We start from the raw sequence: 17,050 nt of genomic DNA on the forward strand, positions 1-17,050 counted from the left end.
CGACGTGGACGATGTCTCGCTGTACTACTTGGCCAGCGAGGTCCGTGCGCATTACGCGGGCATGCTCGTGGCTGTAGAGCCGCAGGCCTGGCTCGCCTATGAGCAGCTTGATGCTGCGGCACTGGCGCAGGCGCTGCTGGACGTTGCGGCGCATGTCCAGCCCGCCCAGTTGCGCCGCCATCGCCGCGCGGCCAAGCCTGCGGCCAAGAAAAACTACGTCACGCACCGCGAAGCCTCTCGCCATGTCGCGACAGCGCGTGTTCTGGCCCGTGGCCGAGTTGACTGAGGAACTGACCTTGAAAGGGGTGGGCCTGAGGGCACGCGCCGCATCCGACCCATACGCTCTTCACAGCCCCTCTCCCGCGCCAGCGGGCGAGGGGTTTTTCTTTTGGGGCTCAGGACGCGGCCCGCTGCTCCTCCTGCCGGAACAGCCGCATCAGCAGCTCCCGCACCCAGCGCTGCGCCGCGTCGGCCTCGAAGCGGCGGCTCCAGTGCAGCGACACCGTGAAGTCCGGTTGCGGCAGCACCGGCTCCACCAGCGCGCAGCTGCCGTCCAGCGTGAAGTCCAGCGCCACGTCGCGCGGCAGCACCACCGCCAGCGCCGTGCTGCGCACGATGGCCGACAGCGCCAGGAAGTTGCTGCAGGTCAGCCGCACCCGCTCCTGCAGCCCCAGCTGCTGCAGGATGCGCAGCGTCTCGCCGTGCGAGCGCACCGCCACGAACTCCAGCGCCTGCAGCGCCCGCGCATCCACCGGGCCGGCGGCCTGCGCCAGCAGCGGGTGCTGGCCGTTGACCAGCACCACGTAGCGGTCGCGCAGCAGCGCCACCTGGCGCGTCTCCAGCACCGTGGGCAGGAAGCCGATGGCGAAGTCGAGCTGCCCGCCGTCCAGCGCCGCGGCGATCTCCTCGTGCGGCAGCCACACGCTGCCCACCGTGATGCCCGGCGCCTCGCGGCCCAGCGCCGCCATCAGCGGCGGCAGGAAGCGCGCCTCGCCGATGTCGCTCAGGTGCAGCCGCAGTGCCATGCGCGAGGCCGCCGGGTCGAACTGCTCGAACTCGCCCAGCGCCTGCTCCAGCGCGCCCAGCGCCGACTGCACCGCCGTCGCCAGCCGCTGCGCCCGCGGCGTGGGCCGCACCCCGCCCGCGGCGCGCATGAACAGCGGGTCCTTCAGCCGCAGCCGCAGCCGCGTCAGGCCCTGGCTGGCCGCCGGCTGCGACAGGTTCAGCGCCTCGGCGGCACGGCTGACGTTGCGCAGCCGGTACACCGCGTCGAAGAGGCGCAGCAGGTTCAGGTCCAGGTTCTCGATGTGCATGGGGAAAACAGGCGCGGCAGCGCGGCGCGTGGGCAGCGCCGGGTCATGCATTGCATGGATAAGACTTAGAAGCCTCATCTTATTGATGCATGAGAGGATGGCGCGCAGACTGCGCCCCAAGTCCTGAGCAGGACACGGACGCAGGAGACACCCCATGACCAAGCCCGCCGCGCAGCCCACCGTGCGCGAAGCCGTGATCGCGCTGCTGCGCGAGTTCGGCATGACCAAGATCTTCGGCAACCCCGGCTCCACCGAGCTGCCGCTGTTCCTCGACTTCCCCGAGGACTTCAGCTACGTGCTGGGGTTGCAGGAGGCGGTGGTGGTGGGCATGGCCGACGGCCACGCGCAGGCCACGCGCAACGCGGCCTTCGTGAACCTGCACTCCGCCGCCGGCGTCGGCCACGCCATGGGCAACATCTTCACGGCCTTCAAGAACCGCACGCCGCTGGTCATCACCGCCGGGCAGCAGGCGCGTTCCATCCTCCCTTACGAGCCCTTCCTGTACTCGGGCCAGGCCACGGAGCTGGCCAAGCCCTACGTGAAGTGGAGCATCGAGCCCGCGCGCGCCGAGGACGTGCCGCACGCCATCGCGCGCGCCTATTACCTGGCGATGCTGCCGCCGCGCGGGCCGGTGCTGGTGTCCATCCCGGCGGACGACTGGACCAAGCCCTGCGATTTCGTGCCGGCGCGCCAGGTCAGCACCCAGCTCCGCCCCGAGCCGGCGCTGCTGGCGGCCATCGGCGAGCAGCTTGACGCCTGCGAGCGCCCGGCCTTCGTCATCGGCGCCGCGGTGGACCGCGACGAGGCCTGGCAGGAGACGGTGCAGCTGGCCGAGCGCCACAACGCGCGGGTGTTCGTGGCGCCCATGTCCGGGCGCTGCGGCTTCCCGGAGGACCACCGGCTTTTCGCCGGCTTCCTGCCCGCCATGCGCGAGCGCATCGTGGGCAAGCTCGCCGGGCACGACTTCATCTTCGCCATCGGCGCGCCGGCCTTCACCTACCACGTGGAAGGGCAAGGGCCGCACGTCCCCGAGGGCGCCACGCTGGCGCAGCTGATCGACGACCCGGCCACCGCGAGCTGGACGCCGCTGGGCACTTCCGCGGTGGGCAGCATCCGCCTGGGCCTGCAGGACCTGCTGGCGCGCCCCGCGCCGCGTGCGCGGGCGCTGCCGCCGGCGCGTGCGGCCCGGCCGCGCGCGGAGCCGCCGGTGGCGGGCGAGCGGCTGTCGGTGGCCTACGTGCTGCAGACGCTGGATGAGCTGCGCCCGCGCGACTCCATCGTGGTGGAGGAGGCGCCCAGCGCGCGCCCCGTGATGCACGAATACCTGCCGATCTACGAGAGCGAGACCTTCTACACGATGTGCAGCGGCGGCCTGGGCCACTCCATGCCGGCGGCGGTGGGCGTGGCGATGGCCAAGAGCGCGCGGCAGCGCGTGATCGGCCTCATCGGCGACGGCTCGGCGATGTACTCGATCCAGGCGCTGTGGAGCGCGGCGCAGATGAAGCTGCCCATCACCTTCGTGATCCTGAAGAACCGCCGCTACGCCGCGCTGCAGGAGTTCGCCGGCGTGTTCGGCTTCAAGCCGGGCGACCGCCTGGAAGGCACCGACCTGCCGGACCTGGACTTCACCGGCCTGGCGCGTGCGCAAGGCGTGGAGGGCGTGCGCGTGGAGACCGCGGCGCAGCTGCGCGAGGCGCTCGCGTCCGCGCTTTGCTCCGACCAGCCGGTGCTGGTGGAAGTGGAAGTGGCCTGAGCGGGCCCGCGCCATCCAAGTAAGAGGAGACGACACATGAACCGCATCGACATGCTGATCAACGGCGAGGCCTGCCAGGCGGGCAACGGCGCCACCTTCGAGCGCCGCAACCCGCTGGACGGCGGCGTTGCCACGGTGGCGCCGGCCGCCACGGTGGCGGACGCGGTGGCGGCGGTGGACGCCGCGGCCGAGGCCTTCAAGAGCTGGTCGCAGACGGGCCCCGGCGAGCGCCGCGCGCTGCTGGCCAAGGCCGCCGATGCGCTGGACGCCCAGGGCGACGCCTTCGCGCAGGCCATGGCCGCGGAGACGGGCTCTTCGGCCATCTGGGCCGGCTTCAACGTGCACCTGGCAGCGGACATGCTGCGCGAGGCTGCGGCCATCACCACGCAGATCGGCGGCGAGGTGATCCCGTCCAACGTGCCCGGCAGCGTGGCGATGGCGGTGCGCCAGCCCGCGGGCGTGGTGCTGGCGATCGCGCCGTGGAACGCGCCGGTGATCCTGTCGGTGCGCGCCATCGCCGTGGCGCTGGCCTGCGGCAACTCGGTGGTGCTCAAGGGCAGCGAGATCTGCCCGGCCACGCACGGGCTGATCGTGCAGGCCTGCCAGGCGGCGGGCTTCCCGCGCGGGGTGGTGAACTTCATCACCAACGCGCCCAAGGACGCGGGCGAGATCGTGGAGGCGATGGTGGCGCACCCGGCGGTGCGGCGCGTGAACTTCACCGGCTCCACGCGCGTGGGCAAGCTCATCGCCGCCACCTGCGCCAAGTACCTCAAGCGCAGCGTGCTGGAGCTGGGCGGCAAGGCGCCGCTGGTGGTGCTGGACGACGCGGACGTCGACGCCGCGGTGGCCGGGGCCACCTTCGGCGCCTTCGCCAACTCGGGGCAGATCTGCATGTCCACCGAGCGGCTGATCGTGGACGAGGCGGTGGCCGACGAGTTCGTCGCCAAGCTCGCGGCGCGCGCGCAGGCGCTGCCGCTGGGCGACCCGCGCAAGGGCCCGGTGGTGCTGGGCTCGGTGGTGGACATGGCGACCGTGCACCGCTGCAACGAGCTGATCGACGACGCCGTGTCCAAGGGCGCGACGCTGGTGTGCGGCGGCAAGGCCGACAGCACGCTGATGCCCGCGACGCTGCTGGACCACGTGACGCCGGCGATGCGGATCTACCACGAGGAGAGCTTCGCGCCGGTGAAGGCGATCGTGCGCGTGAAGGGCGTGGAGGCGGCGGTGGCCTGTGCCAACGACAACGAGTACGGGTTGTCGGCGGCGGTGTTCGGCCGCGACATCGCGCGGGCGATGCAGGCGGCGCAGCGCATCGAGAGCGGCATCTGCCACGTCAACGGCCCCACGGTGCACGACGAGGCGCAGATGCCCTTCGGCGGCGTCAAGGGCAGCGGCTGGGGCCGCTTCGGCGGCAAGGCCGGGATCGACGAGTTCACCGAGCTGCGCTGGATCACGGTGCAGACGGGGGCGCGGCACTACCCGTTCTGATTTGATTGATGGAAGGGGCGCGGGCCTGGAAAGCGGTTTCGAGCGCATCGCGCCAGTCGGTGCGCTTCGCATCCTGTTTCGTCATTCCCGCGAAGGCGGGAATCCAGTCGGCCCCCAAGGAGGCCGCAAGCCACTGCGGTGGCGGGCCAAGAAACCGAAGGTCGTGATGCCTGCGCCAACTCTGGCGTGCTGACGTGGGGCCGCCTGGATCCCCGCCTGCGCGGGGATGACGAAGTAGTAAGGAAAGCGCACCAGCTTGCGGCCGACGTCCAGCAACTTTGCTCAGGCAACACCGCTTCGCTTTCCCAGCAAGACACAAGGAGACAAACCATGAACAAGCGCATTCGCACGCTGGCCGCGGTCTGTGCCGTTGCCTTGGGCAGCGCTACCGCCACCGCCTGGGCCCAAGGCCCGCAGTGGCCGACCAAGCCCGTGAAGATGGTCGTGAACTTCCCGCCCGGCGGCGCGGCGGACCAGATCGGGCGTGCCATCGCGCAGCCGCTGCAGGAGGCGCTGGGCCAGCCGGTGGTGGTGGAGAACCGCGGCGGCTCCGGCGGCAACCTGGGTGGCGATGCCGTCGCCAAGAGCCCGCCCGACGGCTACACGATCCTCATGAGCTCCGGCGGCATGGTGTCGGTGAATCCGCACATCTACGCCAAGATGAGCTTCGACCCGGCCAAGGACCTCACGCCCGTGGCCGCCGCAGCGCGGGTGCTGGTGTTCCTGGTGGTGCGCCAGGACAGCCCGGTCAAGGACTTCAAGGGCTTCCTCGCCGACCTCAAGGCCAACCCCGGCAAGCGCAGCTACGGCACGCCGGGCAACGGCAGCTCGCCGCACCTGGCCACGGAGATGATGAAGAGCCAGGCCGGCGTGTTCGCCACCCACGTGCCCTACCGCGGCGCGGCCCCGGCGCTCACGGACCTGCTGGGCGGGCAGGTGGACTTCCTGTTCGACCCGGGCGTGGCCATTCCGCACGTCAAGGCCGGCAAGCTGCGCGTGCTGGCGGTGGGCAGCCCCAAGCGCTCGCCGCTGTTCCCGGACGTGCCCACGCTGGACGAGGCGGGCCTCAAGGGCTTCAACGCCGACAGCTACTTCGGCCTCTACGCCCCCGCCGGCACGCCGGCGGAGGTGGTGAACCGCCTGAATGCCGAGGTGAACAAGATCATCGCCACCCCGGCCTTCAAGGAGCGCATCGCGCAGCTCGGCGGCATTCCTGCGCCCATGACGCCGGCGCAGTTCGGCGCCACGGCGGCGGAGGATTCAAAACGCTTTGGCGCCATCATCAAGGAGCGCCACATCGTGGGCGACTGATCGCCCAATGTGCCGCGGCCGGCCCGGGAGGGTAGGCCGCGGCGGCGTCGCTCAGAACAGCCCCGCCGCGATGTTCACGCTCAGCGCCAGCACGGTGGTGTTGAAGGCGAAGGCCAGCAGGCAGTGCAGGGTGCCGATGCGTCGCAGCGCGGAGCTGGTGAAGGACACGTCGGCCGTCTGGGCCGAGGTGCCGATGACGCAGGCGAAGTAGAAGAAGTCGCCGTAGTCGGGCTCGGCCGTGCCGGGGAACTGCAGCAGGTCGGGCTGGCCGCGCAGGCGCGCGGCGTAGAAGTCGTGGGCGTAGTGCAGCGCGAACATCGCCTGCGTGAAGAGCCAGGAGCTCACGACGGTGAGCGCCGTCAGCGCCAGGTGCGGCAGCCGCTCGATGCCGGTGAGGTTCTTGACCGCGGCGAGCTGGCTGGCGATGGCCACCATCACCGCCACGGCGGCCAGCACCACGCCGGTGAGGATCAGGATCCGGCCCTCGTGCTGCTGCAGCGCCCGGCGGCGCATGGTGGCGGCGGGGACCCGGGCCATCATCTCCCAGGCCAGCAGCAGGTACAGCAGCGCGCCGGCGTTCCAGCCGATGAGCGCGCGCGAGGCGGGATGCGCGACCCAGGCGCTCGGCAGCGCCACGTACACCAGCGCGCCCGCCACCATCGAGGACCACAGGCGTGGACGCGTGCGCAGCACGCGCAGGGTTCGGGACATGGACATGGGCAGAAGGGGCGGGGCTGCCATTGTGGACAGGGCCCCGGCCGTGCCGCTCACTAAACTGCTTGCATGCATTCCGCGGGCAGCCTGGTCACGATCGCATTGCTCATCGCGCTCAGCGCGTTCTTCTCGGTGGCGGAGCTTTCCATGGCCTCCGCACGCCGGCTCCGGCTGCGCCAGCTGGCCGACGAGGGCGACTCCCGGGCCGAGAGGGTGCTGCAGGTGCAGGCGCACCCGGGCAGCTATTTCACCGTCGTGCAGATCGGCCAGAACATGGTGGCGATCCTGGGCGGCGTGGTCGGCGAGGACGCGCTGAGCCCCTGGGTGTTGTCGCTGGTGGGCTCCTGGCTGGCGCCGCGCACGGCGGAGGTGACGAGCTTCATGGCGTCGTTCCTGGTCGTCACGTCGCTGTTCATCCTGCTGGCGGACCTGCTGCCCAAGCGGCTGGCGCTCGCGGAGCCGGAGTGGCTGGTGATGCGGCTGCTCACGCCCATGCGCTGGTGGATGCGGCTGCTGCGCCCGGTGGTGTGGGTGTTCAACGGCCTGGCCAACGCGCTGGTCCGGCTGCTGGGCCTGCCCGAGCAGCGCGATGACCGCATCACCTCGGCCGACATCCTGGCGTTGACGGAGGCGGGTGCCGAGGCCGGTGTGCTGCACGTGCGCGAGCAGGAGGTGATCGAGAACCTCTTCGAGCTTGAAACCCGCACCGTCGAGAGCGCGATGACCACGCGGGACCGCATCGTCTTCCTGCTGCTGGAGGAGGGCGAGGACATCATTCGTGCCCGCATCGCGGCGCAGCCGCATTCGACCTACCTGGTGTGCGACAAGCACATCGACCAGGTCGTCGGCTACGTGGACGCGGCGGACCTGTTCGCGCGCGTGCTGCGCGAGGAACCGATCGTGCTGCACGGCGAGGCCGGCAAGGGGCTGCTGCAGAAGGTGCTGATGGTGCCGGACCGGCTGACGCTGTCGGAGGTACTGACGCAGTTCCGCCAGGCGCACGAGGACTTCGCGGTGATCGTCAACGAGTACGGGCTGGTGGTGGGCGTGATCACGCTCAACGACGTGATGAGCACCGTGATGGGCAGCATGGTGCTCACGGGCGACGAGGAACAGATCGTGCGCCGCGAGGACGGCTCGTGGCTGATGGACGGGCTCACGCCCATGGCCGACGTGGTGCGCGCGCTGCACCTGGAGCCGGCGGAGCTGCCGCAGCGCGGCCAGTACGACACGCTGGCGGGCTTCCTGATGGTGATGCTGCGCCGCATTCCGCGGCGCACCGACTGTGCGCAGTGGGGCGGCTACCGCTTCGAGGTGATGGACGTAGACCACACCAAGATCGACCAGGTGCTGGTGACGACGCAGGCCGACGCGGCACAGGTGGCGGTGGCGTAGCCGTCAAAGCGGCGCGAGTTGGGGGAATCGCGCCACGTCGGACGCAGGCAGGTACTCGTCCTCTCGGGCAGGGCTCAGGCCCGTGCCGACCCCACCTGCAGCAACTGCGCCACCACCGACACCGCAATCACCTCCGGCTCCTTGCCCTCGATACCCGGAATCCCGATCGGACACGTCATCCGCCCCAGCACCTCCCGGGAGATGCCGCGGGCCTCGAAGCGGTGCAGGAAGCGCGCCCGCTTGGTCTGCGAGCCGATCAGCCCCAGGAAGCCGAAATCCCCGCGCCGCAGCACCGCCTCGGTGATGCGCATGTCCAGATCGTGGTTGTGCGTGAGCACCAGGTAGAAGGCGCCGGGCTCGGCCACGTCCACCTCGCCCTCCACCGCGTCCACGCACACCTTCTCGACGTGCGGCGGCAGCGGGCCGGCGGGGAATTCGTCCTCACGCTCGTCGATCCACTGCACCTTGCAGTCGATGCCCGCCAGCAGGTTCACGATCGCCCGCCCCACGTGGCCGGCGCCATAAAGCTGCAGCGTGAAACGCGGCTGCGGCGCGGGCCAGTTCGCCAGCACGGCGGGCGTCAGCGGCTCGAAGGCCAGCGTCACCGCGCCGCCGCAGCACTGGCCCAGCGCCGGGCCCAGCGGGTAGTGCTTTTCCCGTGGCAGCGTCTCGCCGGCCGCGAGCATGCCCCGCGCCAGCTCGATCGCCTGCAGCTCCAGGTGCCCGCCGCCCACCGTGCCGGCCGCCTCGCGCGCGCTCACCAGCATGCGCGTGCCCGCCTCGCGCGGCGCGGAGCCGCGCGCCTGCGCCACGCGCACCTCGATGGCGCTCTCGCCGCGCGCGATCCACTCGCGCGCCGTGGCCTGCAGCGCGGCGGTGCTCACTTCGCCTCCACGGCTTCAGCAGCGTCGACGGACGGCGCGCAGGCTTGCGCCGCGGCGGCCTGCACGGCTTCCACCGCGTCCAGCACGGCTTCCGCCGTGGCCGGGGCGCGCAGCGGCGGGTCGAAGCGGTGGCCGCCGATGGAGGACACCGCGTCGCGGATTGCGTGCCACACGCTGAAGCCCAGCAGCAGCGGCGGCTCGCCCACCGCCTTGCTGCGGTGGATGCTGTCGGCCACGTTGGTGTTGTCGAACAGCCGCGCATTGAACACGGGCGGCGCGTCGTTGGCGGTGGGGATCTTGTAGGTGCTGGGCGCGTGGGTGAGCAGGGCGCCGGTCTTGGGGTGCCACACCAACTCCTCCATGGTCAGCCAGCCCATGCCCTGGATGTAGGCGCCTTCCACCTGGCCCAGGTCCAGGGCAGGGTTCAGCGACTTGCCCACGTCGTGCAGCAGGTCCCCGCGCAGCAGCTTGGTCTCGCCGGTGAGCGTGTCCACCACCACCTCCGACACCGCGGCGCCGTAGGCGAAGTAGTAGAAGGGCCGGCCCTTCATGTTCTTGGAGTCCCAGTGCAGGCCCGGCGTGGCGTAGAAGCCGTCGCTCCAGAGCTGCACGCGCGCCAGGTAGGCCTCCACCAGCAGCTCCTCGATGGGCACGCGCCGGCCGTTGACCTCCACGTGGTCGTGGACGAAGCGCACCTCGTCGGCCGCGCCGCCGTGCTTGCCCGCCGCGAAGGCCGCCAGGCGCTCGCGGATCTGCCTCGCCGCGTCCTGCGCCGCCTTGCCGTTGAGGTCGCTGCCGGTGGACGCTGCCGTGGCCGAGGTGTTCACCACCTTGAAGGTGTCGGTGGCCGTGACGCGGATGCGGTCGAAGCTCAGCCCCAGCTCGTGCGCCACCACCTGCGCCACCTTGGTGTTAAGCCCCTGGCCCATCTCCGTGCCGCCGTGGTTCACCAGCGCGGAGCCGTCGGTGTAGAGGTGCACCAGCGCGCCGGCCTGGTTCAGGTGCTGCACGTTGAAGCTGATGCCGAACTTCACCGGCGTGAGCGCGATGCCGCGCTTGAGCACCGGGCTTTGCGCATTCCAGGCCGCGATCTCGGCCCGGCGCGCCTGGTAGCCCGACGAGGCCTCCAGGTCCGCTACTAGCGGCTCGATCACGTTGCCTTCGACCTTCTGCTCGTAGGGCGTCACGTCGCGCTCGCCCACGCCGTAGAAATTGGCGCGGCGCACCTCCAGCGGGTCGCGGCCCAGGCGGCGCGCGACGGTGTCGATGACGTGCTCGATGGCGAAGGCGCCCTGCGGGCCGCCGAAGCCGCGGAAGGCCGTGTTGCTCTGCGTGTTGGTGCGCGCGCAGTAGCCGTGCATGGCCACGTCGGGCAGCCAGTAGGCGTTGTCGAAGTGGCACAGCGCCCGGCCCATCACGGCGGCGGAGAGGTCCGCGCTCCAGCCGGCGTTGGTCAGCATCTCCACTTCCACGCCCAGCAGCCGGCCCTCGTCGTCGAAGCCCACGTCCACGTCGAATTCAAAGGCGTGGCGCCGGCCGGTGATCATGAAGTCGTCGTCGCGGTCCGGCCGCAGCTTCACGGGCCGCCCCAGCTTGAACGCCGCCAGTGACGCCACGCTGGCGAAGATCGCCGATTGCGACTCCTTGCCGCCGAAGCCGCCGCCCATGCGCCGGCACTCGACCTGCACGTGGTGCTTCTGCTTGCCCAGCATGTGCGCCACCACGTGCTGCATCTCGCTGGGGTGCTGGGTGGAGCAGTGCACCTTCAGGCAGCCGTCCTCCTGCGGCACGGCGTAGCTGATCTGCCCCTCCAGGTAGAACTGCTCCTGGCCGCCGAGGACGAAGCGGTCCTGCAGGCGGTGCGGCGCGGCGGCGATGGCGGCGCGCGCGTCGCCGCGCACCAGGTGCGCGGGCGGCACCACGTACTGCCCCTTCGCATGCCCCTCGCGCGCGGTGAGCACGGGCGGCAGGGGCTCGATGTCCAGCACCTGCCTGGCCAGTGCTGCGGCGCGGCGCGCCAGCTCGCGCTCGGTGGCGATGATGGCGAACACCGGCTGCCCCAGGAACTGCACCTCGCCCACGGCCAGGATGGGCTCGTCGTGCACGATGGCGCCGCAGTCGTTGCTGCCCGGGATGTCCGCGGCGGTGAGCACCGCCACCACGCCGGGTTGTGAGCGCAACTTGTCCAGGTCGATGCCGCGCAGCTTGCCGTGCGCCACGGGCGAGAGGCCCAGCGCGGCGTGCAGCGTGCCGGCAACCTCGGGGATGTCGTCCACGTAGGGCGCGGCGCCGGCCACGTGCAGGTGCGCGGACTCGTGCGCGCGCGGCACGCCCACGCGGGCGCCGCTGTGCGCCTGGGCGGCGGGGTCGGTGTTCAGGAAGCTTTCGACGGCTCGGTTCATGGTTTTGTCCTCCGTCAGGCGGCCTGCCACACGCTGCCGGCCTCGACGGCCAGGGGCGGCGCGTCCACGCGCGTCTGCAGCCAGAGTTTCAGCAGCAGGTTGCGCGCCACGCGCAGCCGGTAGTCGGCGCTGGCGCGCTGGTCGGTGAGGGGCTTGAAATCGTTCGACAGCGCCGCCATGGCGGCGTTGACGGTGGCCGTGGTCCAGGGCTGTCCCGTCACGGCGGTCTCGGCCTGCGCGGCGCGCTTGACGGTGGCGGCCATGCCGCCGAAGACGAAGCGCGCTTCCTTGACGCGGTGGCCGTCCAGCTCCAGCAGGAAGGCGCCGCAGACGGCGGAGATGTCGCTGTCGTAGCGCTTGGAGATCTTCCACACCCGCACCGTGGCCTCGGGCGCCAGGCGCGGCACCTCGATGGCCTGCAGGAACTCGCCCGGCTCCAGGCGGTTCTTCATGTAGTCCACGTAGAAGTCCTGCAGCGGCAGCCGGCGCACGCTGGCGCCGCGGCGCAGCACCAGCGTGGCGCCCAGCGCCATCAGCACCGGCGCGCCGTCGCCGATGGGCGAGCCGTTGGCGACGTTGCCGCCCAGCGTGCCGGCATGGCGCACCGGCGGCGAGGCGAAGCGCAGCCACACCTCGCGCAGCTCCGGCACCCGCTGCTCCAGCGCGCTCCAGGCGTCCTCCAGCGAGGCGCCGGCGCCGATGCGCAGCACGCCGCCGTCCTCCTCGATGCGCTGCAGCTCCCGCACCTCGCCCACGTACAGCAGCTGCGGCAGCGGCCGGAACTGCTTGTTGTGCCACAGGCCGATGTCGGTGGCGCCGGCCAGCAGCGTGGCCTGCGGCTGGGCCTCGCGCAGCGCGGCCAGGTCGTCCAGCGTGCGCGGCGCCTCGAAGCCGGGCAGGGACAGCGCGGGCTCTTCCCGCAGGCTCTTGAGCGCCTGCACGATGGGCGCGGCGTCCAGCCGCGCGGTTGAGTAGTCAAACATTTTCTGGCCGGCGTCGAGGATGGGCCGGTAGCCGGTGCAGCGGCACAGGTTGCCGGCGAGCTCGTCGGCCAGCGCCTGGCGCGTGGGCCGCGTGCCGGACTCGCAGTGGCGCTCGTAGCAGGCGGTGAGCGACATGGCGAAGCCGGGGGTGCAGAAGCCGCATTGCGAACCGTGGCAGTCCACCAGCGCCTGCTGCACCGGATGCAGCTGGCCGCCGGCGATGGACTTGAGATCCTCCACCGTCAGCAGGGCCTTGCCGTCCAGCGTGGGCAGGAAGCGGATGCAGGCGTTGACGCTGCGCAGCCGCAGGCCCTGTACCACGTCGGCGCCAGGGCCATCGGCCAGCTCGGCCACGACGACGGTGCAGGCGCCGCAGTCGCCCTCGTTGCAGCCTTCCTTGGTGCCGGTGCAGTTCTCGTCCTCGCGCAGCCACTGCAGCACGCTGCGCGTCGGGGCGGACGACACCGAGACGATGCGGCCGCGGTGGAAAAAGCGGATGGGGCGGGGCGTGTTCATGGCCGCAAAGGTACACGCTTGCCGACAGGCGGTGTATACGATGGCCCGCATCATCACTATGCCGGTGGACGTATGGCGCAAGGCTCTGCATTGGACAAGATCGAGCTCCAACTCGTGAAGGTCCTCCACACCGTGATCACCGAACGCAGCGTCTCGCGTGCCGCCTTGAAGCTCGGCAGCACGCAGCCCGCCGTCAGCGCCCAGCTGCGGCGGCTGCGCCATCTGGTGGGTGACCACTTGCTGGTGCGCGCGGGCAGCGGCATGGCGCCCACGCCGCTGGCGCTGGAGCTGCTGGAGCCCGCCGGCGAGCTGCTGCGCCACGCGGCCACGATCTTCGGCGGCAGCAGCGCCCGCGCCTTCGAGCCGGCTACGGCGAAGCAGGCCTTCCGCATCGCCGCGAGCGACTACCTGGACCCGCTGTTCCTGCCCGGGCTGGTGGAGCGGCTCAAGACCGTGGCGCCCGGCATCGAGCTGGAGATCCACGCCCTGTCCGCCGACTACGACTACCGCCGCGGCCTGGCGCGCGGCGAGGTGGAGCTGGTCATCGGCAACTGGCTGCAGCCCCCGGGCGAGCTGCACCTGGCGCGGCTGTTCAGCGACGAGGTGGTGTGCCTGGTGGCGCAGGACCACCCGGCGGTGCGCAACCCGCGCGCGTGGACGGCCGAGCGCTACCTGGCCGCGGAGCACCTGGCGCCCACGCCGCTTCACCCGGGCGCGCGCGGCGTGATCGACGAATTCCTCACCCAGCAGGGCCTTTCGCGCCGCGTTGCCGTGCGCAGCCCTTACTTCGGGCTGGCGCCGCTGATGGTGGCGCGCTCGCGGCTGGTGCTCACCACCGGGCGGCTGTTCTGCAGCCGCTACGCGCAGCGCCTGCCGGTGCGCGTCGTGAGGTGCCCGGTGGGCTTTCCGCCGCTGAGCTACTACCAGCTCTGGCACGACGCCACCCATGCCGCGCCCGCCGCGCGCTGGCTGCGCGAGCAGGTGCGCGACGTGGTGCGCAACCTCGTCGCCGAGGCCCAGGCCCCGCGGCGGCGCACGCCCGCCCAAGACGACTCAACCTCCCAGGAGACCCCCGCATGACCCGCCGCCTCGCCTTGCGCGCCGATTTGCTCGACTTCACCGGCGACCCCGGCCTGAGCACCGTGGACTCGCCTGCCGTGCGCTTCGACCCCGACTGCTGGCTGCTGATCGAGGACGGCCGCATCGCGGGACGCACCCGCGAGCAGCCCGGCGAGGACTGGGACCAGCGCGACTTCTCCGGCCGGCTGCTGATGCCCGGCTTCATCGACACGCACGTGCACTGCCCGCAGCTCGACGTGATCGCCAGCCACGGCGAGGCGCTGCTGCCCTGGCTGGAGCGCTACGTGTTCCCGGCCGAGCACCGCTTCGAGGAGGCCGCCGCCGCGCGCGACGGCGCCAACCGCTTCCTGGACCTGCTGCTGGCGCACGGCACCACGTCGGCGGTGGTGTTCCCGACCGTGCACAAGGTGTCCGTCGATGCGCTGTTCGAGGCCGCCGTGGGCCACGGCATGCGGCTGGTCACCGGCAAGGTGCTGATGAACCGCTTCGTGCCCGATTACCTCAGCGACGACGTGGAGGGCGCCGAGGCCGACTGCATCGAGCTGATCGAGCGCTGGCACGGCAAGGGACGGGCGGCCTACGCGCTCACGCCGCGCTTCGCGCCCACCAGCACGCCCGAGCAGCTGCACATGGCCGGCAAGCTGCTGGCGCGCTATCCCGGCACCTACATGCACACGCACGTGGCCGAGAACATGGACGAGGTGCGCTGGGTGGCGGAGATCTTCCCCGAGGCGCGCAGCTACCTGGACGTGTACGCCGCGCACGGCCTGCTCAACGAGCGCTCGGTGCTGGCGCACGGCATCTGGCTGGACGACGCGGACCGGCGCCTGCTGGCCGAGACGGGCGCGCACGTCGCGCACTGTCCGACCTCCAACCTGTTCCTGGGCAGCGGGCTGCTGGACTGGGTCAAGCTGCAGGACGCCGGCGTGGGCGTGTCGCTGGCCACCGACGTGGGCGCGGGCACGACGCTGTCGATGGTGCGCACCCTGGCCGAGGCCTACAAGGTGCAGGCGCTGCAGGGCGTGAAGCTCACGGCCTGGAAGGCGCTGTACGCCGCCACGCTGGGCGCGGCGCGCGCGCTGCGGCTCGATTCGGAGATCGGCTCGCTGGAGCCGGGCGCCACCGCGGACCTCGCCGTGTGGGACTGGGCCCACGGCCCGCTGGCGCAGCACCGCGACCGCCTGACGCGCCACCTGCACGAGCGCGTGTTCGCCTGGATGACGCTGGGCGACGAGCGCAACCTGGTGTCCGCCTGGGTGGCGGGCACCGAGCGGTGGGCGCGCGGCTGAAGCCGCGGCACTGCTGTCCTGACACGTGCGAGCCCGGGAAAAGCTGCTGGACGTTGGCCATGAGCTGGTTTGCCTCGCCAACTACTTCGTCATCCCCGCGCAGGCGCACTGCTGTCCGGGGAACGTCGAGGCATTTCTGCAGGACGAAGTACGGGTGGCCTCTCCACTACTTCGTCATTCCCGCGCAGGCGGGAATCCAGGCGGCCCCACGTCAGCGCGAAGCCTGGGTGCTGCGAACCGGGATGCAAGCCCCGGTGTTCACCCCGATCTGCTGGCAGCGACTTGGGGGCCGCCTGGATTCCCGCCTTCGCGGGAATGACGAAGTAAAGGGCGAACCGGAGCAGCTCTCGGCCGGCGTCCAACAACTCGCCCGCACACCCCTGCGTCTTCCCGGGCATGACGAAGCAGCGCGCAGGACGCGCCTGCTGCAGCGCTGCCAGCGCGCGCGACCTTTCATGAATTCCCTCAGCCATCAGGCGCCGCAGAGCGTCCTTTCATCCACCACAGGAGACACCCCATGGCCTTGCCCGATTCCACCTTGCCCGGTGGGCGCCTTGCCGCGTCCGTCGCATCCTCGCCCGGCAACACCGAGCCCGACATGAGCGCCGTCGGCGTGAACCGCTCGCTGGTGGAACGCATGTTCCGCCTGCGCGAGCACGGCACCAGCGTGCGCACCGAGCTCGTCGCCGGGCTCACCACCTTCCTGACGATGGCCTACATCGTCTTCGTCAACCCGGCCATCCTGGGCGACGCCGGCATGCCGCGCGAGGCGGTGTTCGTCGCCACCTGCCTGATCGCGGCGCTGGGCACGCTGGTGATGGGCCTGTTCGCCAACTACCCCATCGCGCTGGCGCCGGGCATGGGGCTCAACGCCTACTTCGCCTACGTGGTGGTGCAGGGCATGGGCTACGACTGGCGCGTCGCGCTGGGCGCGGTGTTCATCTCCGGCTGCCTGTTCCTGACGGTGACGCTGCTGCGGCTGCGCGAGCTGATCATCCGCGGCATACCGCACACGCTGCGCGTGGCCATTACGGTGGGCATCGGCATGTTCCTGGCGCTGATCGCGCTCAAGAGCGCGGGCATCGTGGCCGCCTCGCCGGCGACCTTCGTGACGCTGGGCGACGTGCACAAGATGCCGGTGCTGCTGGCGGTGCTGGGCTTCCTGGTGATCGTGGTGCTGGACCGCTTCAAGGTGCGCGGCGCGATCCTGATCGGCATCGTGACCGTGACACTGCTGTCCTTCCTGGTGGGCGGCAACCACTTCAAGGGCGTGTTCTCCGCACCGCCCTCGATCGCGCCGACCTTCCTGCAGCTGGACATCAAGGGCGCGCTGGCCGCGGGCGTGCTCAACGTGGTGCTGGTGTTCTTCCTGGTCGAGCTGTTCGACGCCACCGGCACGCTCATGGGCGTGGCGCGCCGCGCCGGGCTGCTGCAGGCCGGGAAGATGGAGCGCATGAACAAGGCGCTGCTGGCCGACAGCGGCGCGATCTTCGCGGGCTCGCTGCTGGGCACCTCCAGCACCACGGCCTACGTCGAGAGCGCCACGGGCGTGCAGGCCGGCGGCCGCACGGGGCTGACGGCGGTGACGGTGGCGGTGCTGTTCCTGTCCTGCCTGTTCATCGCGCCGCTGGCCGGCGCGGTGCCGGGCTACGCCACGGCGCCGGCGCTGTTCTACGTCGCCTGCCTGATGCTGCGCGAGCTCACCGAGCTGGACTGGGACGACAGCACCGAGATCATCCCGGCGGCCGTGACGGCGCTGGCCATGCCCTTCACCTACTCCATCGCCAACGGCCTGGCTTTCGGCTTCATCACCTACGCGGCGCTGAAGCTGTTCACCGGGCAGGTGAAGCAGGTGCACTTCATGAGCTGGCTGATCGCCGCGGTGTTCCTGTTCAAGTTCGTGTGGCTGGGCGGGCATTGAG

Annotated in this window: 12 protein-coding genes and 1 pseudogene; 8 read left to right on the top strand and 5 right to left on the bottom strand. The window is 71.1% G+C overall.

Annotation, left to right across the window (positions count from 1 at the left end):
* Positions 1–286, top strand: a pseudogene (locus H537_RS54650) (hypothetical protein); the annotation flags it as partial.
* 109 nt (positions 287–395) lie between these two features.
* Here the strand turns inward: H537_RS54650 and H537_RS0131505 are convergent.
* The gene (locus tag H537_RS0131505) at positions 396–1,313 is read right to left on the bottom strand and encodes a LysR family transcriptional regulator (RefSeq protein WP_029001062.1); all 918 of its coding nucleotides are present in this window, start codon (positions 1,311–1,313) and stop codon (positions 396–398) included.
* A gap of 154 nt (positions 1,314–1,467) precedes the next feature.
* Between H537_RS0131505 and mdlC the strand changes: the two genes are divergently transcribed.
* From mdlC to H537_RS0131520, 3 genes are all read left to right on the top strand, one after another.
* Entirely contained in the window at positions 1,468–3,066 is a 1,599-nt protein-coding gene (mdlC, locus tag H537_RS0131510) for a benzoylformate decarboxylase (protein ID WP_029001063.1), read from the top strand.
* A 36-nt stretch (positions 3,067–3,102) separates the two neighbouring features.
* Positions 3,103–4,554, top strand: a complete 1,452-nt coding sequence (locus tag H537_RS0131515) for an aldehyde dehydrogenase (RefSeq protein ID WP_029001064.1) — start codon at positions 3,103–3,105, stop codon at positions 4,552–4,554.
* Between the two features lie 330 nt (positions 4,555–4,884).
* Entirely contained in the window at positions 4,885–5,865 is a 981-nt protein-coding gene (locus H537_RS0131520) for a Bug family tripartite tricarboxylate transporter substrate binding protein (RefSeq protein WP_029001065.1), read from the top strand.
* A gap of 51 nt (positions 5,866–5,916) precedes the next feature.
* On the opposite strand, the gene H537_RS0131525 is transcribed toward H537_RS0131520, so the two are convergent.
* Positions 5,917–6,576, bottom strand: coding sequence for a DUF1345 domain-containing protein (locus H537_RS0131525; protein WP_238446886.1), 660 nt, complete (start codon positions 6,574–6,576; stop codon positions 5,917–5,919).
* Between the two features lie 72 nt (positions 6,577–6,648).
* Between H537_RS0131525 and paeA the strand changes: the two genes are divergently transcribed.
* A complete protein-coding gene (gene paeA / locus H537_RS46610) occupies positions 6,649–7,974 on the top strand; it encodes a polyamine export protein PaeA (RefSeq protein ID WP_043460942.1) in 1,326 nt (441 codons plus the stop codon).
* Positions 7,975–8,048: 74 nt separating this feature from the next.
* On the opposite strand, the gene xdhC is transcribed toward paeA, so the two are convergent.
* Genes xdhC through xdhA form a run of 3 tightly spaced genes read right to left on the bottom strand, consistent with a single transcriptional unit; the run spans position 8,049 to position 12,759 of the window.
* Positions 8,049–8,858 (bottom strand): xanthine dehydrogenase accessory protein XdhC, encoded by an 810-nt coding sequence (gene xdhC / locus H537_RS0131535; RefSeq protein WP_051243846.1) that lies wholly within the window; start codon positions 8,856–8,858, stop codon positions 8,049–8,051.
* Positions 8,855–11,260 carry a xanthine dehydrogenase molybdopterin binding subunit gene (gene xdhB / locus H537_RS46615; protein ID WP_051243948.1) on the bottom strand — a complete coding sequence of 802 codons (2,406 nt, stop codon included), beginning with the start codon at positions 11,258–11,260 and terminating at the stop codon, positions 8,855–8,857. The genes xdhC and xdhB overlap by 4 nt, the downstream gene beginning before the upstream one ends.
* Positions 11,261–11,274: 14 nt before the next feature.
* The gene (gene xdhA, locus H537_RS0131545) at positions 11,275–12,759 is read right to left on the bottom strand and encodes a xanthine dehydrogenase small subunit (protein ID WP_029001068.1); all 1,485 of its coding nucleotides are present in this window, start codon (positions 12,757–12,759) and stop codon (positions 11,275–11,277) included.
* Between the two features lie 114 nt (positions 12,760–12,873).
* Here xdhA and H537_RS46620 point away from each other — a divergent pair, with 114 nt between their 5' ends.
* From H537_RS46620 to H537_RS0131560, 3 genes are all read left to right on the top strand, one after another.
* Entirely contained in the window at positions 12,874–13,839 is a 966-nt protein-coding gene (locus H537_RS46620; RefSeq protein WP_375136348.1) for a LysR family transcriptional regulator, read from the top strand.
* Positions 13,836–15,128 (top strand): guanine deaminase, encoded by a 1,293-nt coding sequence (gene guaD / locus H537_RS0131555; protein WP_029001069.1) that lies wholly within the window; start codon positions 13,836–13,838, stop codon positions 15,126–15,128. Before H537_RS46620 ends, guaD begins: the two co-directional genes overlap by 4 nt.
* A 598-nt stretch (positions 15,129–15,726) precedes the next feature.
* Positions 15,727–17,049, top strand: a complete 1,323-nt coding sequence (locus tag H537_RS0131560; RefSeq protein WP_029001070.1) for an NCS2 family permease — start codon at positions 15,727–15,729, stop codon at positions 17,047–17,049.
* Position 17,050: the final 1 nt, after the last annotated feature.

It is taken from the genome of Azohydromonas australica DSM 1124 (assembly GCF_000430725.1).
Taxonomy (GTDB): Bacteria; Pseudomonadota; Gammaproteobacteria; order Burkholderiales; family Burkholderiaceae_C; genus Azohydromonas; species Azohydromonas australica.